The following is a 13,032-nucleotide window of genomic DNA, read 5'->3' as shown; positions in this document are numbered from 1 at the left end:
GAGCCTCACCCCAGCAGACGGGCCAGCGTCAGCAGCGCCAGCAGCAGCATCCAGACCACCACAGAGCGCCACACCAGCCCGACCACGCTGCGCAGGTGACCCACTTCGGGCTCACGGCCGGGGGTGGAATCGCTGTCGCCCATGTCGGCATCAATCTCCAGCCCTTGGGGGGGCTGCGTTTCAGTGCGTGATTTCAGGGCCTCGCCCCCCAGGCGGACATTGATCGCCCCGGCCGTAGCGGCCAGCACCACGCCATCGTTGTCGTTGGGGAACCGCTGCGCATGAAAGCGCCAGCCTTCGATCGCTTCTTCGAAACTCCCGACCACAGCAAAACTGAGTGCCGTGAGCCGCGCTGGCAGCCAGTCCACCACGGTCCATGCCTGGGCACAGGCCTGCTGCAGGGAGGCGCTGGCAGGCTGCGCGCCTGCCCGCTGCTTGTAGTGCCAGTAGCGCGAGACAAATTCGGCCAGGCGGTACAGCACGGCCCCCGTGGGCCCCAGCCCCAGAGCCGCCAGCACCGAGAACCAGGCCAGCACACCAAACACATGGCGGTGGGCGGCCAGCACCGAATACTCGATCACATGGCGCACGATCTCGCTGCGCGGCAAGGCCCCCACATCCACCTGCTGCCAGTGCGCGAGGCGCTCTCGGGCCGCATCTTCGTCGCCCTCTTCCAGCGCATCGCGGATGCCCGTGAAATGGTGGCTGAACTGCCGAAAGCCCAGCGTGACATACAGCACCGCCACGCTCCAGAGCACTGCAAACGGCCAGCCCAAGCCCCACAGCAGCGCCCAATGAATGGCCAGGGTGATCAAGGCCGGGACCAGCACGGCGAGACTCCAGGCGACCCAGCCGTGGTGGGGCTTGCCCGCGTCGAAGTTGCGGCTCACGGACAGTGCCCATGCCCGCAGACCCGCATGGATGGGGTTGCTGCGTGCCAGGGGACGGGCCTGCTCGATCAGCAGAGCGAACAGGATGGCGAAGAAACTCATGGGGGGCAATGATACTGGGGCTTCGCCCCCATGCACCCTTTATGTGCAGGCAGGATCAGGCCTGCATGAAACGGTAGAAATTGCGCAGCATGCCTGCCGTCGCGCCCCAGATGAAATGGTTCTTGCGGGTGTCCTGGTACGGCATGGAGAACCACTCGCGGTGCACACCATCCAGGTCGAACACATGGCGCCGGTGGTTGGACGGGTCCAGCAGAAACGCCAGCGGCACCTCGAACAGGTCCGCCACCTCGTAGGGATTGGGCTGCAGCACACAGTCCGGTCGCACCAGCGCCACCACCGGGGTGATGATGAAGGACGAGCCAGTGACATAGGTTGGCAAGGTGCCCAGCACCTCGACGAATTCGGGCTCCAGCCCCACCTCTTCCTGCGCCTCCCGCAGCGCCGTGTCGGCGGGCGTAGCGTCGCCAGGGTCGGCCCGCCCCCCGGGGAAAGCCACCTGCCCCGAGTGGGTGGACAGGTGGGCCGTGCGCTCGGTCAGCAGCACCGTGGGCTGCTCGCGCAGCATGATCGCCAGCAGCACGGATGCGTGGGCTGGCTCGCGGTTCATGAACTTCTTCTCCAGCAGCACCTCGGGCTCCCAGAGCGGCGGATGCGCAAACCGCGCACGCAGCGCCTCGGGCGTTTGCGCCGCCAAAGGCACAGCGGGCAGGTGCGTGTCCACGCCCACCACCGGAACCAGGCGGGGGTCGAAATCAGGCAGGCTGGACAGCGGCGCAACGACGGACGAAACGGCGGGGGTGGGAGAAGAGGCGTTCACTCAAAAATTTCGGTTCGGGTTCGGGTACAGATTCGGATTCAACAAGCCAAAAAACAAAAAGCCGCTACAGGCAGATGCTGTAGCGGCTTGTCAGGGCAGGCCCTCGCCTTGCTTGGATTAAGCGGCGGTGGCGGCAGCAACCTTGACGCGTTGTGGCAGCTTTTCCTTGATACGTGCCGACTTGCCGCTGCGGTCACGCAGGTAGTACAGCTTGGCACGGCGCACGTCACCACGGCGCTTGACTTCGATGCCAGCGATCAGCGGGCTGTAGGTCTGGAACGTGCGTTCCACGCCTTCGCCGCTGGAGATCTTGCGCACGGTGAAGCCGCTGTTCAGGCCGCGATTGCGCTTGGCAATCACCACGCCTTCGTAAGCCTGCACGCGCTTGCGGGTACCTTCCACCACGTTCACGCTCACGATGACGGTGTCACCAGGGGCGAATTCGGGGATGGTCTTGTTCAAGCGGGCAATTTCTTCCGCTTCCAGGGTCTGGATCAGGTTCATGTTTGATGTCCAACGATCTTGTCCGCGCCAAAAATGGCTGCGTCGGGATTGACGGTTCAGTGTTTTGCGGGAGGAATCCCTGTCAAAACGGCCGGCCAGAGGATCGAAAAGCCTTTGATTATAACAACTCAGGCGAGCTTGGCCAATACCGCTTCGTCTGCGGGCGCCAGACGCCCCGCCTGGCGCGCCGCATCGATGAGATCGGGACGGTGCCGGGCCGTGATGGCCAGCCGCTGGTCGCGCCGCCAGCGCTCGATCTGCGCGTGGTGCCCGGACATCAGCGGCGCAGGCACCTGCTGGCCGGCCCATTCCTCCGGCCGCGTGTAGTGCGGGCAGTCCAGCAGACCGTCGAGCGCGGGGTTGAAGCTGTCGAGCTGGTGGCTGCCCTCATCGTTGAGCACACCGGGCTGCAGGCGGGCCACGGCATCCAGCAGGGCCATAGCGGCAATCTCGCCCCCCGACAACACAAAATCACCCAGACTCATCTGCACATCGACATGCGCGTCAATAAAGCGCTGGTCGATGCCCTCGTAACGCCCACACAGCAGCACCGCCCCCGCGCTGGCGGACCAGCGCTCCACAGCAGTGTGGTTGAGCGGTGCCCCGATCGGAGAAAAAAGAACCAGCGGCGCCTGGCTGCCCTCGGATTCCGCGCGTTCCGTGCGGATTGCCGCAAGGCACCTGTGCAGCGGCTCGGCCATCATCACCATGCCAGGGCCGCCGCCAAAGGGCCGGTCGTCCACGCGGCGGTAGTTGCCTTCGGCATGGTCGCGCGGATTCCACAGGCGCACATCCACCTGGCCGCTGGTGTAGGCGCGACGGGTTACGCCGCTCGCCAGGAAGGGCGCGAACAGCTCAGGAAACAGGGTAATGATGTCAAAGCGCATGGTGGCTGGCGCAGCGGGGGGGAATCCGGTCAGTAGTCGGGCTGCCAATCGACGGTGATGCGCTTTTCAGGCAGATCCACCTTGTCCACAAAAGCGGAGACGAACGGGATCATGCGCTCGCGGACCTTTCCATCTTCTTCATATGCCAGCACCAGCACCGTCTGGGGGCCGGTGGACATCAGCTCTTGCACCTGCCCCAGCAGCACACCTTCGCGGTTGATGACCGAGAGGCCAATCAGATCGACCCAGTAGAACTCGTCTTCCGACGTGGAGGGAAAACTTGACCGGGGCACAAAGATGCGCGCACCGCGCAGCGCCTCGGCCGCATTGCGGTCGTCAATGCCCTGCGCCCAGGCCACCAGGGTGTCCGAATGGTCTTTGGCCTGGCGGATGGTCAGCAGCACCGTGCCAGTAAACGCCTTGGCGCCCCGCTCGGAGGGCTGCAGGTACCAGCGCTTGGACGCCGACAGCGCCTCAGGGTTGCTGCTGTGAGACAGCACCTTGAACCAGCCCTTGACGCCCCAGGCATCGGCAATGCGCCCCACTTCAACGGCATCGGGCGGCAGTTCTGCGGGTTCGAGGGTCAGGAGGGTGATGGCCATGGCGGGGAGTGATTCCAGAATAGGAAAAGGGCGGGTTCCGCCAGACAAGCCGACGGAACCCGCCCTTTTCAGGGAGCTTTAAGCAGCCTTCTTGGCGGCTTGCTTGATCAGGCGGTCCACCGTGGGGGAGGACTGGGCACCAACGCCCACCCAGTAAGCCAGACGGTCTTGCACGATGCGCAGGCCTTCTTCTGTTTCCTTGGCGGTGGGGTTGTAGAAGCCGATGCGCTCGATGAAGCGGCCGTCACGGCGCACGCGCTTGTCAGCAACGACGATGTTGAAGAAAGGACGGCCCTTGGAGCCGCCGCGGGAGAGTCGAATGACGACCATGATTTATCCTTCGGGTGGTGAACTCCGGCAACATTTGCCGAAAGCCACTGTGTTCGCAACCATATTCGCAACGCTTGAGACACGCGACATGGCCACCCGGCCAGCGACACGCTGCAAAGCCTGCGATTATATCCATTTCCCCAAAATGCCCTCTATCCGCCCCAGCACCGACAGCGATATTCCCGCCATCACGGCCATTTACCAACACCATGTGCTCCACGGCACGGGCACCTTCGAAATAGATCCTCCCTCCGAAGCCGACATGGCGGGCCGCCGGGCCGACGTGCTGGCGCGTGGCCTGCCCTGGCTGGTGGCCGAGCAGGACGGGCAGGTGCTGGGTTTTGCCTATGCCAACTGGTTCAAGCCCCGCCCGGCATACCGCTTTTCGGCCGAGGATTCGATCTACGTGGCCGACAGCGCCCGTGGCATGGGCCTGGGCCGCAAGCTGCTGGCCGAGCTGGCCGTGCAGGCCGAGGCCGTGGGTGTGCGCAAGCTGCTGGCGGTGATCGGCGACTCCGCCAACGCAGGCTCCATCGGCGTGCACCGGGCGCTGGGCTTTACGGACGTAGGCATCATGCGCTCGGTGGGCTGGAAGTTTGGCGCCTGGCGCGACATCGTGCTCATGGAGAAGACCTTGGGCGCGGGCGACACCACCTCCCCCGAATGACACGATGACCCGCATGAAGAACAAGACCCTGGCGGCCTGGCTCGCCTTTCTGGGCGGGCCGCTGGGCCTGCACCGCTTTTACCTGCACGGCATGTGGGACCTGATCGGCTGGCTGCTGCCCTTGCCCACAGCGCTGGGCGTCTACGGCATCCAGCGCGTGCAGCAGTTTGGCCAGGACGACCACACCAGCTGGATGCTGATCCCGCTGCTGGGCTTCACCATCGCGGGCTGTGCGCTGCAGGCGATCCTGTTTGCGCTGAAGACACCCGAAGCCTGGAACGCGCGCTACAACCCAGCAGCAGCACCCGATGCCGCCCCCGGCCGCACAGGCTGGATCACCATTGCCGCCATCGTGGCGTCGCTGATGATTGGAACGGCTGTGCTAATGGCCAGCATTGCGTTCAGCTTCCAGCGCTACTTCGAGCACCAGATCGAGGAAGCCCGCAAGATTTCCCAATGAAATCGGGGCTTTGCGCCTGATGGGCAAGCGCAAAAAGTTATAAAAAATATAGCAATCCACCAACCACTGGCAACCAGCGGTTGGTGGCGGGCCTTCAGAATATCTGCAGGCTGATCCAGTAGGCCACGGCAGCCACAAACGCGCTGGCCGGGATGGTCAGAATCCACGCCCACACGATGTTGCCCGCCACGCCCCAGCGCACCGCACTGGCACGCTGCGTGGAGCCCACACCGACGATGGCGCCGGTGATGGTGTGGGTGGTGGACACCGGAATACCCAGCGTGGTCGCCAGAAACAGCGTGAGCGCCCCACCCGTTTCGGCGCAGAAACCGCCCACGGGCTTGAGCTTGGTGATCTTCTGGCCCATGGTTTTCACTATGCGCCAGCCGCCGAACATGGTGCCGAGGCCGATGGCCACGTAGCAGCTCACGATGGTCCAGGTGGGCGGCGATGCATCGGTGGCCGACGAGTACCCGGTGGCGATCAGCAGCAGCCAGATGATGCCGATGGTCTTTTGCGCATCATTGCCGCCGTGGCCCAGGCTGTAGGCCCCGGCAGACACCAGCTGCAGGCGACGGAACCACTTGTCCACCTTGCTCGGCCGCGTGCGCCGGAAGATCCAGGCCACGCCCACCATCATCAGCGAGCCAAGCGCAAAGCCCAACAGCGGCGAGACGAAGATGAACGCCACGGTCTTGAGGATGCCGGCGGAGATGAGCGCGCCAGCGCCGGCCTTGGCAATCACCGCGCCCACAATGCCGCCGATGAGCGCATGCGAGGAGCTGCTGGGGATGCCGTAGTACCAGGTGATCACATTCCACGTGATGGCGCCCACCAGGGCGCCGAACACCACGTGCGTATCCACAATGCCCGGCTGCACGATGCCCTTGCCCACCGTCGCCGCCACGCTCAGGTGAAAGACGAAGATCGCGACAAAGTTGAAGAACGCGGCGAACAGCACCGCCTGCGCGGGCTTGAGCACGCCGGTGGAGACCACCGTGGCGATCGAATTGGCCGCATCGTGGAACCCGTTCATGAAGTCGAACAGGATTGCCAGGGCCACAAGCAGAACCACAACCCAGAGGGCCGTCTGTACGGTTTCCATACTGGTCAGCCTGCGGGGTTCAGGAGTTTTCGAGGACGATGCCCTCGATGCAGTTGGCCACGTCTTCGCACTTGTCGGTGATCGTCTCCAGCAGCTCGTAGATGGCCTTGAGCTTGATCACCTCGCGCACATCGGGCTCTTCGCGGAACAGCTTGCTCATGGCGCTGCGCATCACGCGGTCGGCGTCGGATTCGAGCCGGTCGATTTCCTCGCAGGTCTTGAGTGCCGCTTCGGCCACAGCGGGGTCGGCAATCTTGTCGAGCAGCTTTACAGCGTCACGCAGGCGCTCGCAGCACTTGAGGCTCAGGTCTGTGAGGCGGGTAATTTCTTCGGTCATGTGGCGCACGTCGTACAGCGCCATGGTCTCGGCCGAGTCCTGGATCAGGTCGGCCACATCGTCCATCGTGTTGATGAGCGTGTGGATCTGCTCACGGTCGATGGGGGTGATGAAGGTCTTGTGGATGGCCTTGTTCACCTCGTGCGTCACGCGGTCGGCAGCGCGCTCGGCGTTGTCCACGTCCTGGTTGTACTTGTCGCGCAGGTGCGGATCGTTGTAGTTCGCCACCAGTTGCGAGAAAGCCCGGGCCGCCTCCACGATGCGGTCCGCATGCTGGTTGAACATTTCGAAAAAATTGCCTTCGCGTGGCAACAGCTTGGCAAACAGCATGGGGGAGGCTCCTGGAACGGGATCGAATTTTGGAAAAAGGGCAAAGCCATGACAAAACCATGACTTTTTCGTGACCAGGGGAGTTTAACCGTGCGCCCCCGGCGGGCCGATGCCTGCGCAGCATGCGGTCATGCGCCGCCCCTGGACCCGCACCAACAGCTCAGGCACTGCGGAAGATGAAATACACCGCCCCCACCAGGCACAGCCCCGCCCAGAGGTAGTCCCACTTGAGCGGCTGGCCCATGTAGAACACGGCAAACGGCACAAACACCCCCAGCGTGATCACCTCTTGCATGATCTTGAGCTGCCCCACGTTGAACTGCGTGTAGCCGATGCGGTTGGCAGGCACCTGCAGCAGGTACTCGAACAGCGCAATGCCCCAGCTCACCAGAGCTGCCGTGTACCAGGGTGAGGACGCCAGGCTCTTGAGGTGCCCGTACCACGCAAAGGTCATGAAGACGTTGCTGGCAATGAGCAGCAACACGGTCTGGAGCGAAACGGGCAGGGATTGAAGAGTGGACATCAACGGCCTTGGTCAGGAGGGACTGAACAAGGGCTGGATTATGAACAAAAATGGCACTCTGCGCGCGGCAGGCAAGCACTTCAAGCTACAAGTACGATAGCAAACACCGGCTTACCCGCCTGCATGGACCAAAAAAAAGGCACTGCCCGAGGGGACAGTGCCTTGTTGTCTCACCAGGCCCTGCGCCTTGGATCGGGCAGCAGCCGGGGCCCTGCGGCGCAGGTTACTCGCCCAGGTAGGCGGCGCGCACCTTGGGGTCGTTCAGCAGTTGCTGGCCGGGGCCGGTCATGGTGATCAGGCCCGATTCCATCACGTAGCCACGGTCGGCAATCGCCAGCGCACGGCTCGCGTTCTGCTCCACCAGCACGATGGTCACGCCCAGGGCGTACACGTCGCGCACCACTTCGAAGATCTTGTCCACCATGATGGGCGACAGGCCCATGGAGGGTTCGTCCAGCAACAGCACCTTGGGCTGGCTCATCAGCGCGCGGCCCATGGCCAGCATCTGCTGTTCGCCGCCGGACATGGTGCCGGCCAGCTGGTCCTTGCGCTCGCGCAGGCGCGGGAAGATGGTGAACATCTTCTCGATGTCGGCCAGGATGCCCGCCTTGTCCTTGCGGATGTAGGCGCCCATCTGCAGGTTCTCGGTGATGGTCATGCGGGCGAACACGCCACGGCCTTCCGGCACCATCACGAGGCCTTCCTTGACCAGGTCCCAGGCGCCCTTGCCCTTGATGCTCTTGCCTAGGTACTCGATGTCGCCATCGTTCATGCCCAGGGTGCCGGTGATGGCCTTCATGGTGGTGGTCTTGCCGGCACCGTTGGAGCCAATCAGCGAGACCAGCTCGCCTTCACGCACTTCGAAGTCCACGCCCTTGACGGCCTGGATACCGCCGTAGGCCACCTTCAGGCCCTTGACCTGCAGCAGTACCTTATTGGATTTTTCGGCCATTCTCAATGTCCTCCGGTGCCCAGATAGGCCTCAATCACTTTTTCGTTCTTCTGCACTTCGGCAGGGTTGCCTTCGGCGATCTGCTTGCCGTAGTCAAGCACCGTCACGCGGTCGCACAGGCCCATCACCAGCTTCACATCGTGCTCGATGAGCAGGATGGTGCGGTTGTCGTTGCGGATGCGGTCGATCAGCTCACGCAGCTGCACCTTCTCGGTGGCATTCATACCGGCGGCTGGCTCGTCCAGCGCGATGAGCTGCGGGTCGGTGGCCAGGGCGCGGGCGATTTCGAGGCGACGCTGGTCGCCATACGACAGCGTGCGCGCCTTGTAGTCGGCAAACTTGCCAATGCCCACATAGTCGAGCAGCTCTTGCGCGCGCTTGGCGATGGCGGCTTCTTCTTCCTTGAAGCCCTTGGTGCGGAACACCGCGCCAAACAGGCCGGAGCCCGTACGGATGTGGCGACCGACCATCACGTTTTCGAGCGCCGTCATTTCGGCAAACAGGCGGATGTTCTGGAAGGTGCGCGCAATACCGGCCTTGGCCACTTCGTGCACAGCCGTGGGCTCGTAGGGCTTGCCCGCCAGCTCGAACGTACCGGCATCGGGGGTGTACAGGCCAGTGATCACGTTGAAGAACGTGGTCTTGCCGGCGCCGTTGGGGCCGATCAGGCCATAGACCTGGCCACGCTGGATGGTGATGCCCACGTCGGACAGGGCCTGCAGGCCGCCGAAGCGCTTGGAGATACCGGCGACCTTCAGCACCACTTCATTGGATTTCTCTGTCATTGCTAACTTTCGGTGGTGTTCTTCTTCAGGTCTTCTGCGTCAGGCTCTTGCCATGCTCAGGCGACGGCCACAGGCCACGGGGGCGCAGCAGCATGATGATGATCATGGCCAGGGCGATCAGCAGCTGGCGCAGGATGGCGGAGTCGAGGCGGCCATCCGTCATGGCCTGCAGCGGGCCCGCCACATAGCGCAGCACTTCGGGCAGGGCCGACAGCAGCACGGCACCCAGGATCACGCCAGGAATGTGGCCGATACCACCCAGCACCACCATGGCAACGATCATGACCGACTCCATCAGGCTGAAGGACTCGGGTGACACGAAGCCCTGGAAAGCACCAAACATCGCACCCGACACACCACCGAACGAAGCGCCCATGCCGAAGGCCAGCAGCTTCATGTTGCGGGTGTTGATGCCCATGGCCTTGGCAGCGATTTCATCCTCGCGGATGGCCATCCAGGCGCGGCCGATGCGCGAATCCTGCAGGCGGTAGCAGATGATCACGGAGACCACGACCAGCACCAGGAACAGGTAGTAGTACAGCGTGACGGAATTGATGTCGAAGCCGAACACCTCCAAGCGCTTGCCCAGGTCCAGGCCGAAGATCTTGACCGAGTCGATCTGGCCCAGGCCCTTGGGGCCGTTGGTCAGGTTGACGGGGTGGTCCAGGTTGTTCAGGAAGATGCGGATGATTTCGCCGAAGCCGAGCGTGACGATGGCCAGGTAGTCACCACGCAGTTTGAGCGTGGGCGCCCCCAGCATTGCGCCAAAGAACGCCGCTAACAACGCCGCTACCGGTATCACGATCCACAGCGAGGTGTGCAACCCGTTGGGGAACATGGCGGCAAAGGCCGCAAAGTTGTCCGCAAGGTGCGGCGAAGCCATCAAGGCGAACAGGTAGGCGCCCACGGCGTAGAACGCCACGTAGCCCAAGTCCAGCAGGCCGGCGTAGCCCACCACGATGTTCAGGCCCAGGGCCAGCAGCACATACAGCAGGGCCAGGTCGGCAATACGCACCCAGGCGTTGCCGAAGGATTGCAGGATCAGCGGCAGCACCAGCAGCGCCACGGCGCCGATGATCCAGTTGGTTTTGGTGTTCTTCATGGTGTGAGGCTCCTCAGGCGCGATCCGCCACACGTTCACCCAGCAGGCCCGAGGGGCGCAGCGTCAGGATGATGATGAGCACGATGAACGCAAAGATGTCGGTGTAGTGGCTGCCCAGCAGGCCTCCCGTGAGCGTGCCGATGTAGCCCGAGCCGATGGCTTCGATGAGGCCCAGCAGGATGCCGCCGACCACCGCACCAGCCAGGTTGCCGATGCCGCCGAACACGGCCGCCGTGAAGGCCTTGAGCCCGGGCAGGAAGCCCATGGTGTGCTGCGCCGTGCCGTAGTTGGACGCATACATGATGCCGGCGATGGCCGCCAGCACGGCGCCGATGATGAAGGTGGCCGAGATCACCATGTCGGGCTTCACACCCATCAGAGACGCCACGCGGGGGTTCTCTGCCGTGGCACGCATGGCGCGACCCAGGTTGGTGTGGTTGACCAGGTACACCAGCGAGGCCAGGGCCACGGCGGTCACGCCCAGGATCAGGATCTGGGTGGGGGTGATGAACGCGCCGCCGATCTCGAAGGGCGAGCTGGGCAACATCGTCGGATATGGTTTGTAGTTAGGCTTCCAGATGATCATGGCCAGCGTCTGCAGCAGGATCGACATGCCGATGGCCGTGATCAGGGGCGCCAGGCGTGGACTGCTGCGCAGAGGGCGGTAAGCCACCTTTTCGATCACGAAGTTGAGGGTGGCTGCGACCACGCAGGCAATGATGGTCGCGAGCAGAAGGATGACCCAGCCGGGGGCGCCGGGCATTGCGCCCTGCATCATTCCTATACAACTCCAACTGGTCAGGGCGCCGATCATGAGCACCTCGCCGTGGGCAAAATTGATGAGTTGAATAATGCCGTACACCATCGTGTAGCCCAAGGCTATCAAGGCGTACATGCTGCCGAGAACCAGACCGTTGATGATCTGTTGCAGCAAAATGTCCATAAGAGAAGTCCTTCGTTTGTGACGCACCCACCGCTCAGGCACCGGAATCGGTACAGCCTTGTGGGCCCGACTGCCATCTAGCAAAAAACCCGCCAGGCATTCAACTGTGCGGGTTTGTGGACCGGATTGTAGCGAGTAGTCTTCTCTGCCCCTATCCGCGCCGGGCGGGGTTTTCCCTCGGGTTTTCGTCCCATCAGCGCGCAACGCACTTCATAAGTAAAAATGATCCACGCAGGATCATTGATGTGCAAACTTATTACCGCATTCATGCAAAATCAGCATAATGCAGCCAAAAAACCGGGCATCTGCTCTTCCAGAGCCCCCTGCGTCACCCCCCGTCGCCAGGGTCCGTGCCGTCGCCAGCTGCCGCATTGCGTACACGCAACTCGCGCAACTTCTGTGCAATCTTGATTTCGAGCCCGCGCTCCACCGGCTGATAGAAACCGGGCGCCGGCATGCCCTCAGGCAGGTAGTTTTCGCCCGCCGCAAACCCACCCTCCTCGTCGTGCGCGTAGCGGTAGCCCTTGCCGTAGTCGAGCTCTTTCATCAACTTGGTGGGCGCATTGCGCAGGTGCATGGGCACCGGGCGTGTGCCGTCCTGCTTCACCCAGGCGCGCGCGGCGTTGTAGGCCTTGTAAACGGCGTTGGACTTGGGCGCCACCGCCAGGTAGACCACGCACTCGGCCAGCGCCAGCTCGCCCTCGGGGCTGCCCAGGCGCTCGTACACCTCGCTCGCGTCCAGCGCCAGGCGCAGCGCACGCGGGTCGGCCAGGCCGATGTCCTCGCTGGCCATGCGCACCAGGCGGCGCGCCATGTAGCGCGGGTCGGCGCCGCCATCCAGCATGCGCACCAGCCAGTACAGCGCGGCGTCGGGGTCAGAGCCCCGCACGGACTTGTGCAGCGCGCTGATGGTGTCGTAGAACTGCTCGCCGCCCTTGTCGTAGCGGCGCATGCGCTCGCCCAGCACCCGCAGCAGCCACACGTCGGTGATCTCGGTGAGCTTTTCCTGCGCGGCCGCCATGGCCAGCGTCTCCAGCGTGTTGAGCAGGCGGCGTGCATCGCCATCGGCGTAGGCCACCAGGCGGTCGCTTGCTACGCTTTCGATAGCTGGAATGGCTTGCTCATCGCGCGCAAGGGCCACAATTTGCTTCAAATCCTCTTCGGACAGCGGCTGCAGCACATACACGGCAGCACGCGAAAGCAGCGCGGAGTTGACTTCGAACGACGGGTTCTCGGTGGTGGCGCCGATGAAGGTGAACAGCCCAGATTCCACATGCGGCAGGAAAGCGTCCTGTTGGCTTTTGTTGAAGCGGTGCACTTCATCCACGAACACGATGGTGCGTTGTTGCATGAGCCCGTCGCGCGCGGCCTGGGCCTTCTCTACCGCCTCACGGATGTCCTTGACCCCACCCAGCACGGCGCTGATGCTGATGAACTGGGCATCGAACGCGTCGGCCATGAGCCGCGCAATGGTGGTCTTACCCACGCCCGGCGGGCCCCAGAGGATGCAGCTGTGCGGCCTGCCGGACTCAAACGCCAGCCGCAGCGGCATGCCCGGGCCCAGCACATGCTGCTGGCCAATCACCTCACCCAGCGTGCGGGGCCGCAGACGCTCGGCCAGGGGTTGGTGGGTGGAGGCATGCGCCACTGGGGGGCTGGAGGCACTGCGTGTGGCCATGGTGGGTTGGTCCTGTCTACATCACGCTTTTCAAGCAAAAGTGCCCTTTGCGCCTGA

General features: G+C 63.5%; 16 protein-coding genes. 2 read left to right on the top strand and 14 right to left on the bottom strand.

Annotated features, from left to right (window positions below; all coding sequences use genetic code 11):
- Window positions 1–5 precede the first annotated feature (5 nt).
- From AvAM_RS05155 to rpsP, 6 genes are all read right to left on the bottom strand, one after another.
- Window positions 6–992, bottom strand: a complete 987-nt coding sequence (locus AvAM_RS05155) for a CobD/CbiB family protein (RefSeq protein WP_137746079.1) — start codon at window positions 990–992, stop codon at window positions 6–8.
- 55 nt (window positions 993–1,047) lie between these two features.
- Window positions 1,048–1,770: a CoA pyrophosphatase gene (locus tag AvAM_RS05150; RefSeq protein ID WP_249367947.1), complete on the bottom strand. Its 723-nt coding sequence runs from the start codon at window positions 1,768–1,770 to the stop codon at window positions 1,048–1,050.
- A gap of 117 nt (window positions 1,771–1,887) precedes the next feature.
- A complete protein-coding gene (rplS, locus tag AvAM_RS05145; RefSeq protein WP_099729610.1) occupies window positions 1,888–2,274 on the bottom strand; it encodes a 50S ribosomal protein L19 in 387 nt (128 codons plus the stop codon).
- 128 nt (window positions 2,275–2,402) lie between these two features.
- Window positions 2,403–3,161: a tRNA (guanosine(37)-N1)-methyltransferase TrmD gene (gene trmD / locus AvAM_RS05140; RefSeq protein WP_137746078.1), complete on the bottom strand. Its 759-nt coding sequence runs from the start codon at window positions 3,159–3,161 to the stop codon at window positions 2,403–2,405.
- Window positions 3,162–3,190: 29 nt separating this feature from the next.
- Window positions 3,191–3,763, bottom strand: a complete 573-nt coding sequence (gene rimM / locus AvAM_RS05135; RefSeq protein ID WP_137746077.1) for a ribosome maturation factor RimM — start codon at window positions 3,761–3,763, stop codon at window positions 3,191–3,193.
- Window positions 3,764–3,841: 78 nt separating this feature from the next.
- Window positions 3,842–4,093 carry a 30S ribosomal protein S16 gene (rpsP, locus tag AvAM_RS05130; protein WP_063461301.1) on the bottom strand — a complete coding sequence of 84 codons (252 nt, stop codon included), beginning with the start codon at window positions 4,091–4,093 and terminating at the stop codon, window positions 3,842–3,844.
- 145 nt (window positions 4,094–4,238) lie between these two features.
- Between rpsP and AvAM_RS05125 the strand changes: the two genes are divergently transcribed.
- Window positions 4,239–4,760: a GNAT family N-acetyltransferase gene (locus AvAM_RS05125; RefSeq protein ID WP_137746076.1), complete on the top strand. Its 522-nt coding sequence runs from the start codon at window positions 4,239–4,241 to the stop codon at window positions 4,758–4,760.
- Window positions 4,761–4,773: 13 nt separating this feature from the next.
- The gene (locus AvAM_RS05120; RefSeq protein ID WP_137746342.1) at window positions 4,774–5,220 is read left to right on the top strand and encodes a TM2 domain-containing protein; all 447 of its coding nucleotides are present in this window, start codon (window positions 4,774–4,776) and stop codon (window positions 5,218–5,220) included.
- Between the two features lie 94 nt (window positions 5,221–5,314).
- On the opposite strand, the gene AvAM_RS05115 is transcribed toward AvAM_RS05120, so the two are convergent.
- From AvAM_RS05115 to AvAM_RS05080, 8 genes are all read right to left on the bottom strand, one after another.
- On the bottom strand, window positions 5,315–6,325 hold the full coding sequence (locus tag AvAM_RS05115; protein WP_137746075.1) for an inorganic phosphate transporter: 1,011 nt from the start codon (window positions 6,323–6,325) through the stop codon (window positions 5,315–5,317).
- Window positions 6,326–6,344: 19 nt separating this feature from the next.
- Complete coding sequence (locus tag AvAM_RS05110) at window positions 6,345–6,992, bottom strand: DUF47 domain-containing protein (RefSeq protein WP_137746074.1); 648 nt, start codon at window positions 6,990–6,992, stop codon at window positions 6,345–6,347.
- Between the two features lie 160 nt (window positions 6,993–7,152).
- Window positions 7,153–7,515, bottom strand: coding sequence for a DMT family protein (locus AvAM_RS05105; protein WP_063461306.1), 363 nt, complete (start codon window positions 7,513–7,515; stop codon window positions 7,153–7,155).
- Between the two features lie 223 nt (window positions 7,516–7,738).
- Window positions 7,739–8,467 (bottom strand): ABC transporter ATP-binding protein, encoded by a 729-nt coding sequence (locus AvAM_RS05100; protein ID WP_094285393.1) that lies wholly within the window; start codon window positions 8,465–8,467, stop codon window positions 7,739–7,741.
- 2 nt (window positions 8,468–8,469) lie between these two features.
- A complete protein-coding gene (locus AvAM_RS05095; RefSeq protein WP_137746073.1) occupies window positions 8,470–9,252 on the bottom strand; it encodes an ABC transporter ATP-binding protein in 783 nt (260 codons plus the stop codon).
- Window positions 9,253–9,277: 25 nt separating this feature from the next.
- Window positions 9,278–10,354: an ABC transporter ATP-binding protein gene (locus tag AvAM_RS05090; RefSeq protein ID WP_137746072.1), complete on the bottom strand. Its 1,077-nt coding sequence runs from the start codon at window positions 10,352–10,354 to the stop codon at window positions 9,278–9,280.
- A 13-nt stretch (window positions 10,355–10,367) separates the two neighbouring features.
- Window positions 10,368–11,297 (bottom strand): branched-chain amino acid ABC transporter permease, encoded by a 930-nt coding sequence (locus AvAM_RS05085; protein WP_063461309.1) that lies wholly within the window; start codon window positions 11,295–11,297, stop codon window positions 10,368–10,370.
- Between the two features lie 328 nt (window positions 11,298–11,625).
- Entirely contained in the window at window positions 11,626–12,975 is a 1,350-nt protein-coding gene (locus AvAM_RS05080) for a replication-associated recombination protein A (protein ID WP_137746071.1), read from the bottom strand.
- Window positions 12,976–13,032: the final 57 nt, after the last annotated feature.

It is taken from the genome of Acidovorax sp. NB1, from assembly GCF_005405905.1.
GTDB lineage: Bacteria > Pseudomonadota > Gammaproteobacteria > Burkholderiales > Burkholderiaceae_C > Acidovorax.
This window is presented reverse-complemented; position numbering and strand designations above follow the sequence as displayed.

Coding starts and splice junctions, on each gene's coding strand:
- AvAM_RS05120 (WP_137746342.1), top strand. CDS start 4,774: ATGAAGAACAAGACCCTGGCGGCCTGGCTCGCCTTTCTGGGCGGGCCG.
- AvAM_RS05085 (WP_063461309.1), bottom strand. CDS start 11,297: ATGGACATTTTGCTGCAACAGATCATCAACGGTCTGGTTCTCGGCAGC.
- AvAM_RS05105 (WP_063461306.1), bottom strand. CDS start 7,515: ATGTCCACTCTTCAATCCCTGCCCGTTTCGCTCCAGACCGTGTTGCTG.
- trmD (WP_137746078.1), bottom strand. CDS start 3,161: ATGCGCTTTGACATCATTACCCTGTTTCCTGAGCTGTTCGCGCCCTTC.
- rpsP (WP_063461301.1), bottom strand. CDS start 4,093: ATGGTCGTCATTCGACTCTCCCGCGGCGGCTCCAAGGGCCGTCCTTTC.
- AvAM_RS05125 (WP_137746076.1), top strand. CDS start 4,239: ATGCCCTCTATCCGCCCCAGCACCGACAGCGATATTCCCGCCATCACG.
- AvAM_RS05115 (WP_137746075.1), bottom strand. CDS start 6,325: ATGGAAACCGTACAGACGGCCCTCTGGGTTGTGGTTCTGCTTGTGGCC.
- AvAM_RS05110 (WP_137746074.1), bottom strand. CDS start 6,992: ATGCTGTTTGCCAAGCTGTTGCCACGCGAAGGCAATTTTTTCGAAATG.
- AvAM_RS05090 (WP_137746072.1), bottom strand. CDS start 10,354: ATGAAGAACACCAAAACCAACTGGATCATCGGCGCCGTGGCGCTGCTG.
- AvAM_RS05080 (WP_137746071.1), bottom strand. CDS start 12,975: ATGGCCACACGCAGTGCCTCCAGCCCCCCAGTGGCGCATGCCTCCACC.
- AvAM_RS05095 (WP_137746073.1), bottom strand. CDS start 9,252: ATGACAGAGAAATCCAATGAAGTGGTGCTGAAGGTCGCCGGTATCTCC.
- rplS (WP_099729610.1), bottom strand. CDS start 2,274: ATGAACCTGATCCAGACCCTGGAAGCGGAAGAAATTGCCCGCTTGAAC.
- rimM (WP_137746077.1), bottom strand. CDS start 3,763: ATGGCCATCACCCTCCTGACCCTCGAACCCGCAGAACTGCCGCCCGAT.
- AvAM_RS05100 (WP_094285393.1), bottom strand. CDS start 8,467: ATGGCCGAAAAATCCAATAAGGTACTGCTGCAGGTCAAGGGCCTGAAG.
- AvAM_RS05155 (WP_137746079.1), bottom strand. CDS start 992: ATGAGTTTCTTCGCCATCCTGTTCGCTCTGCTGATCGAGCAGGCCCGT.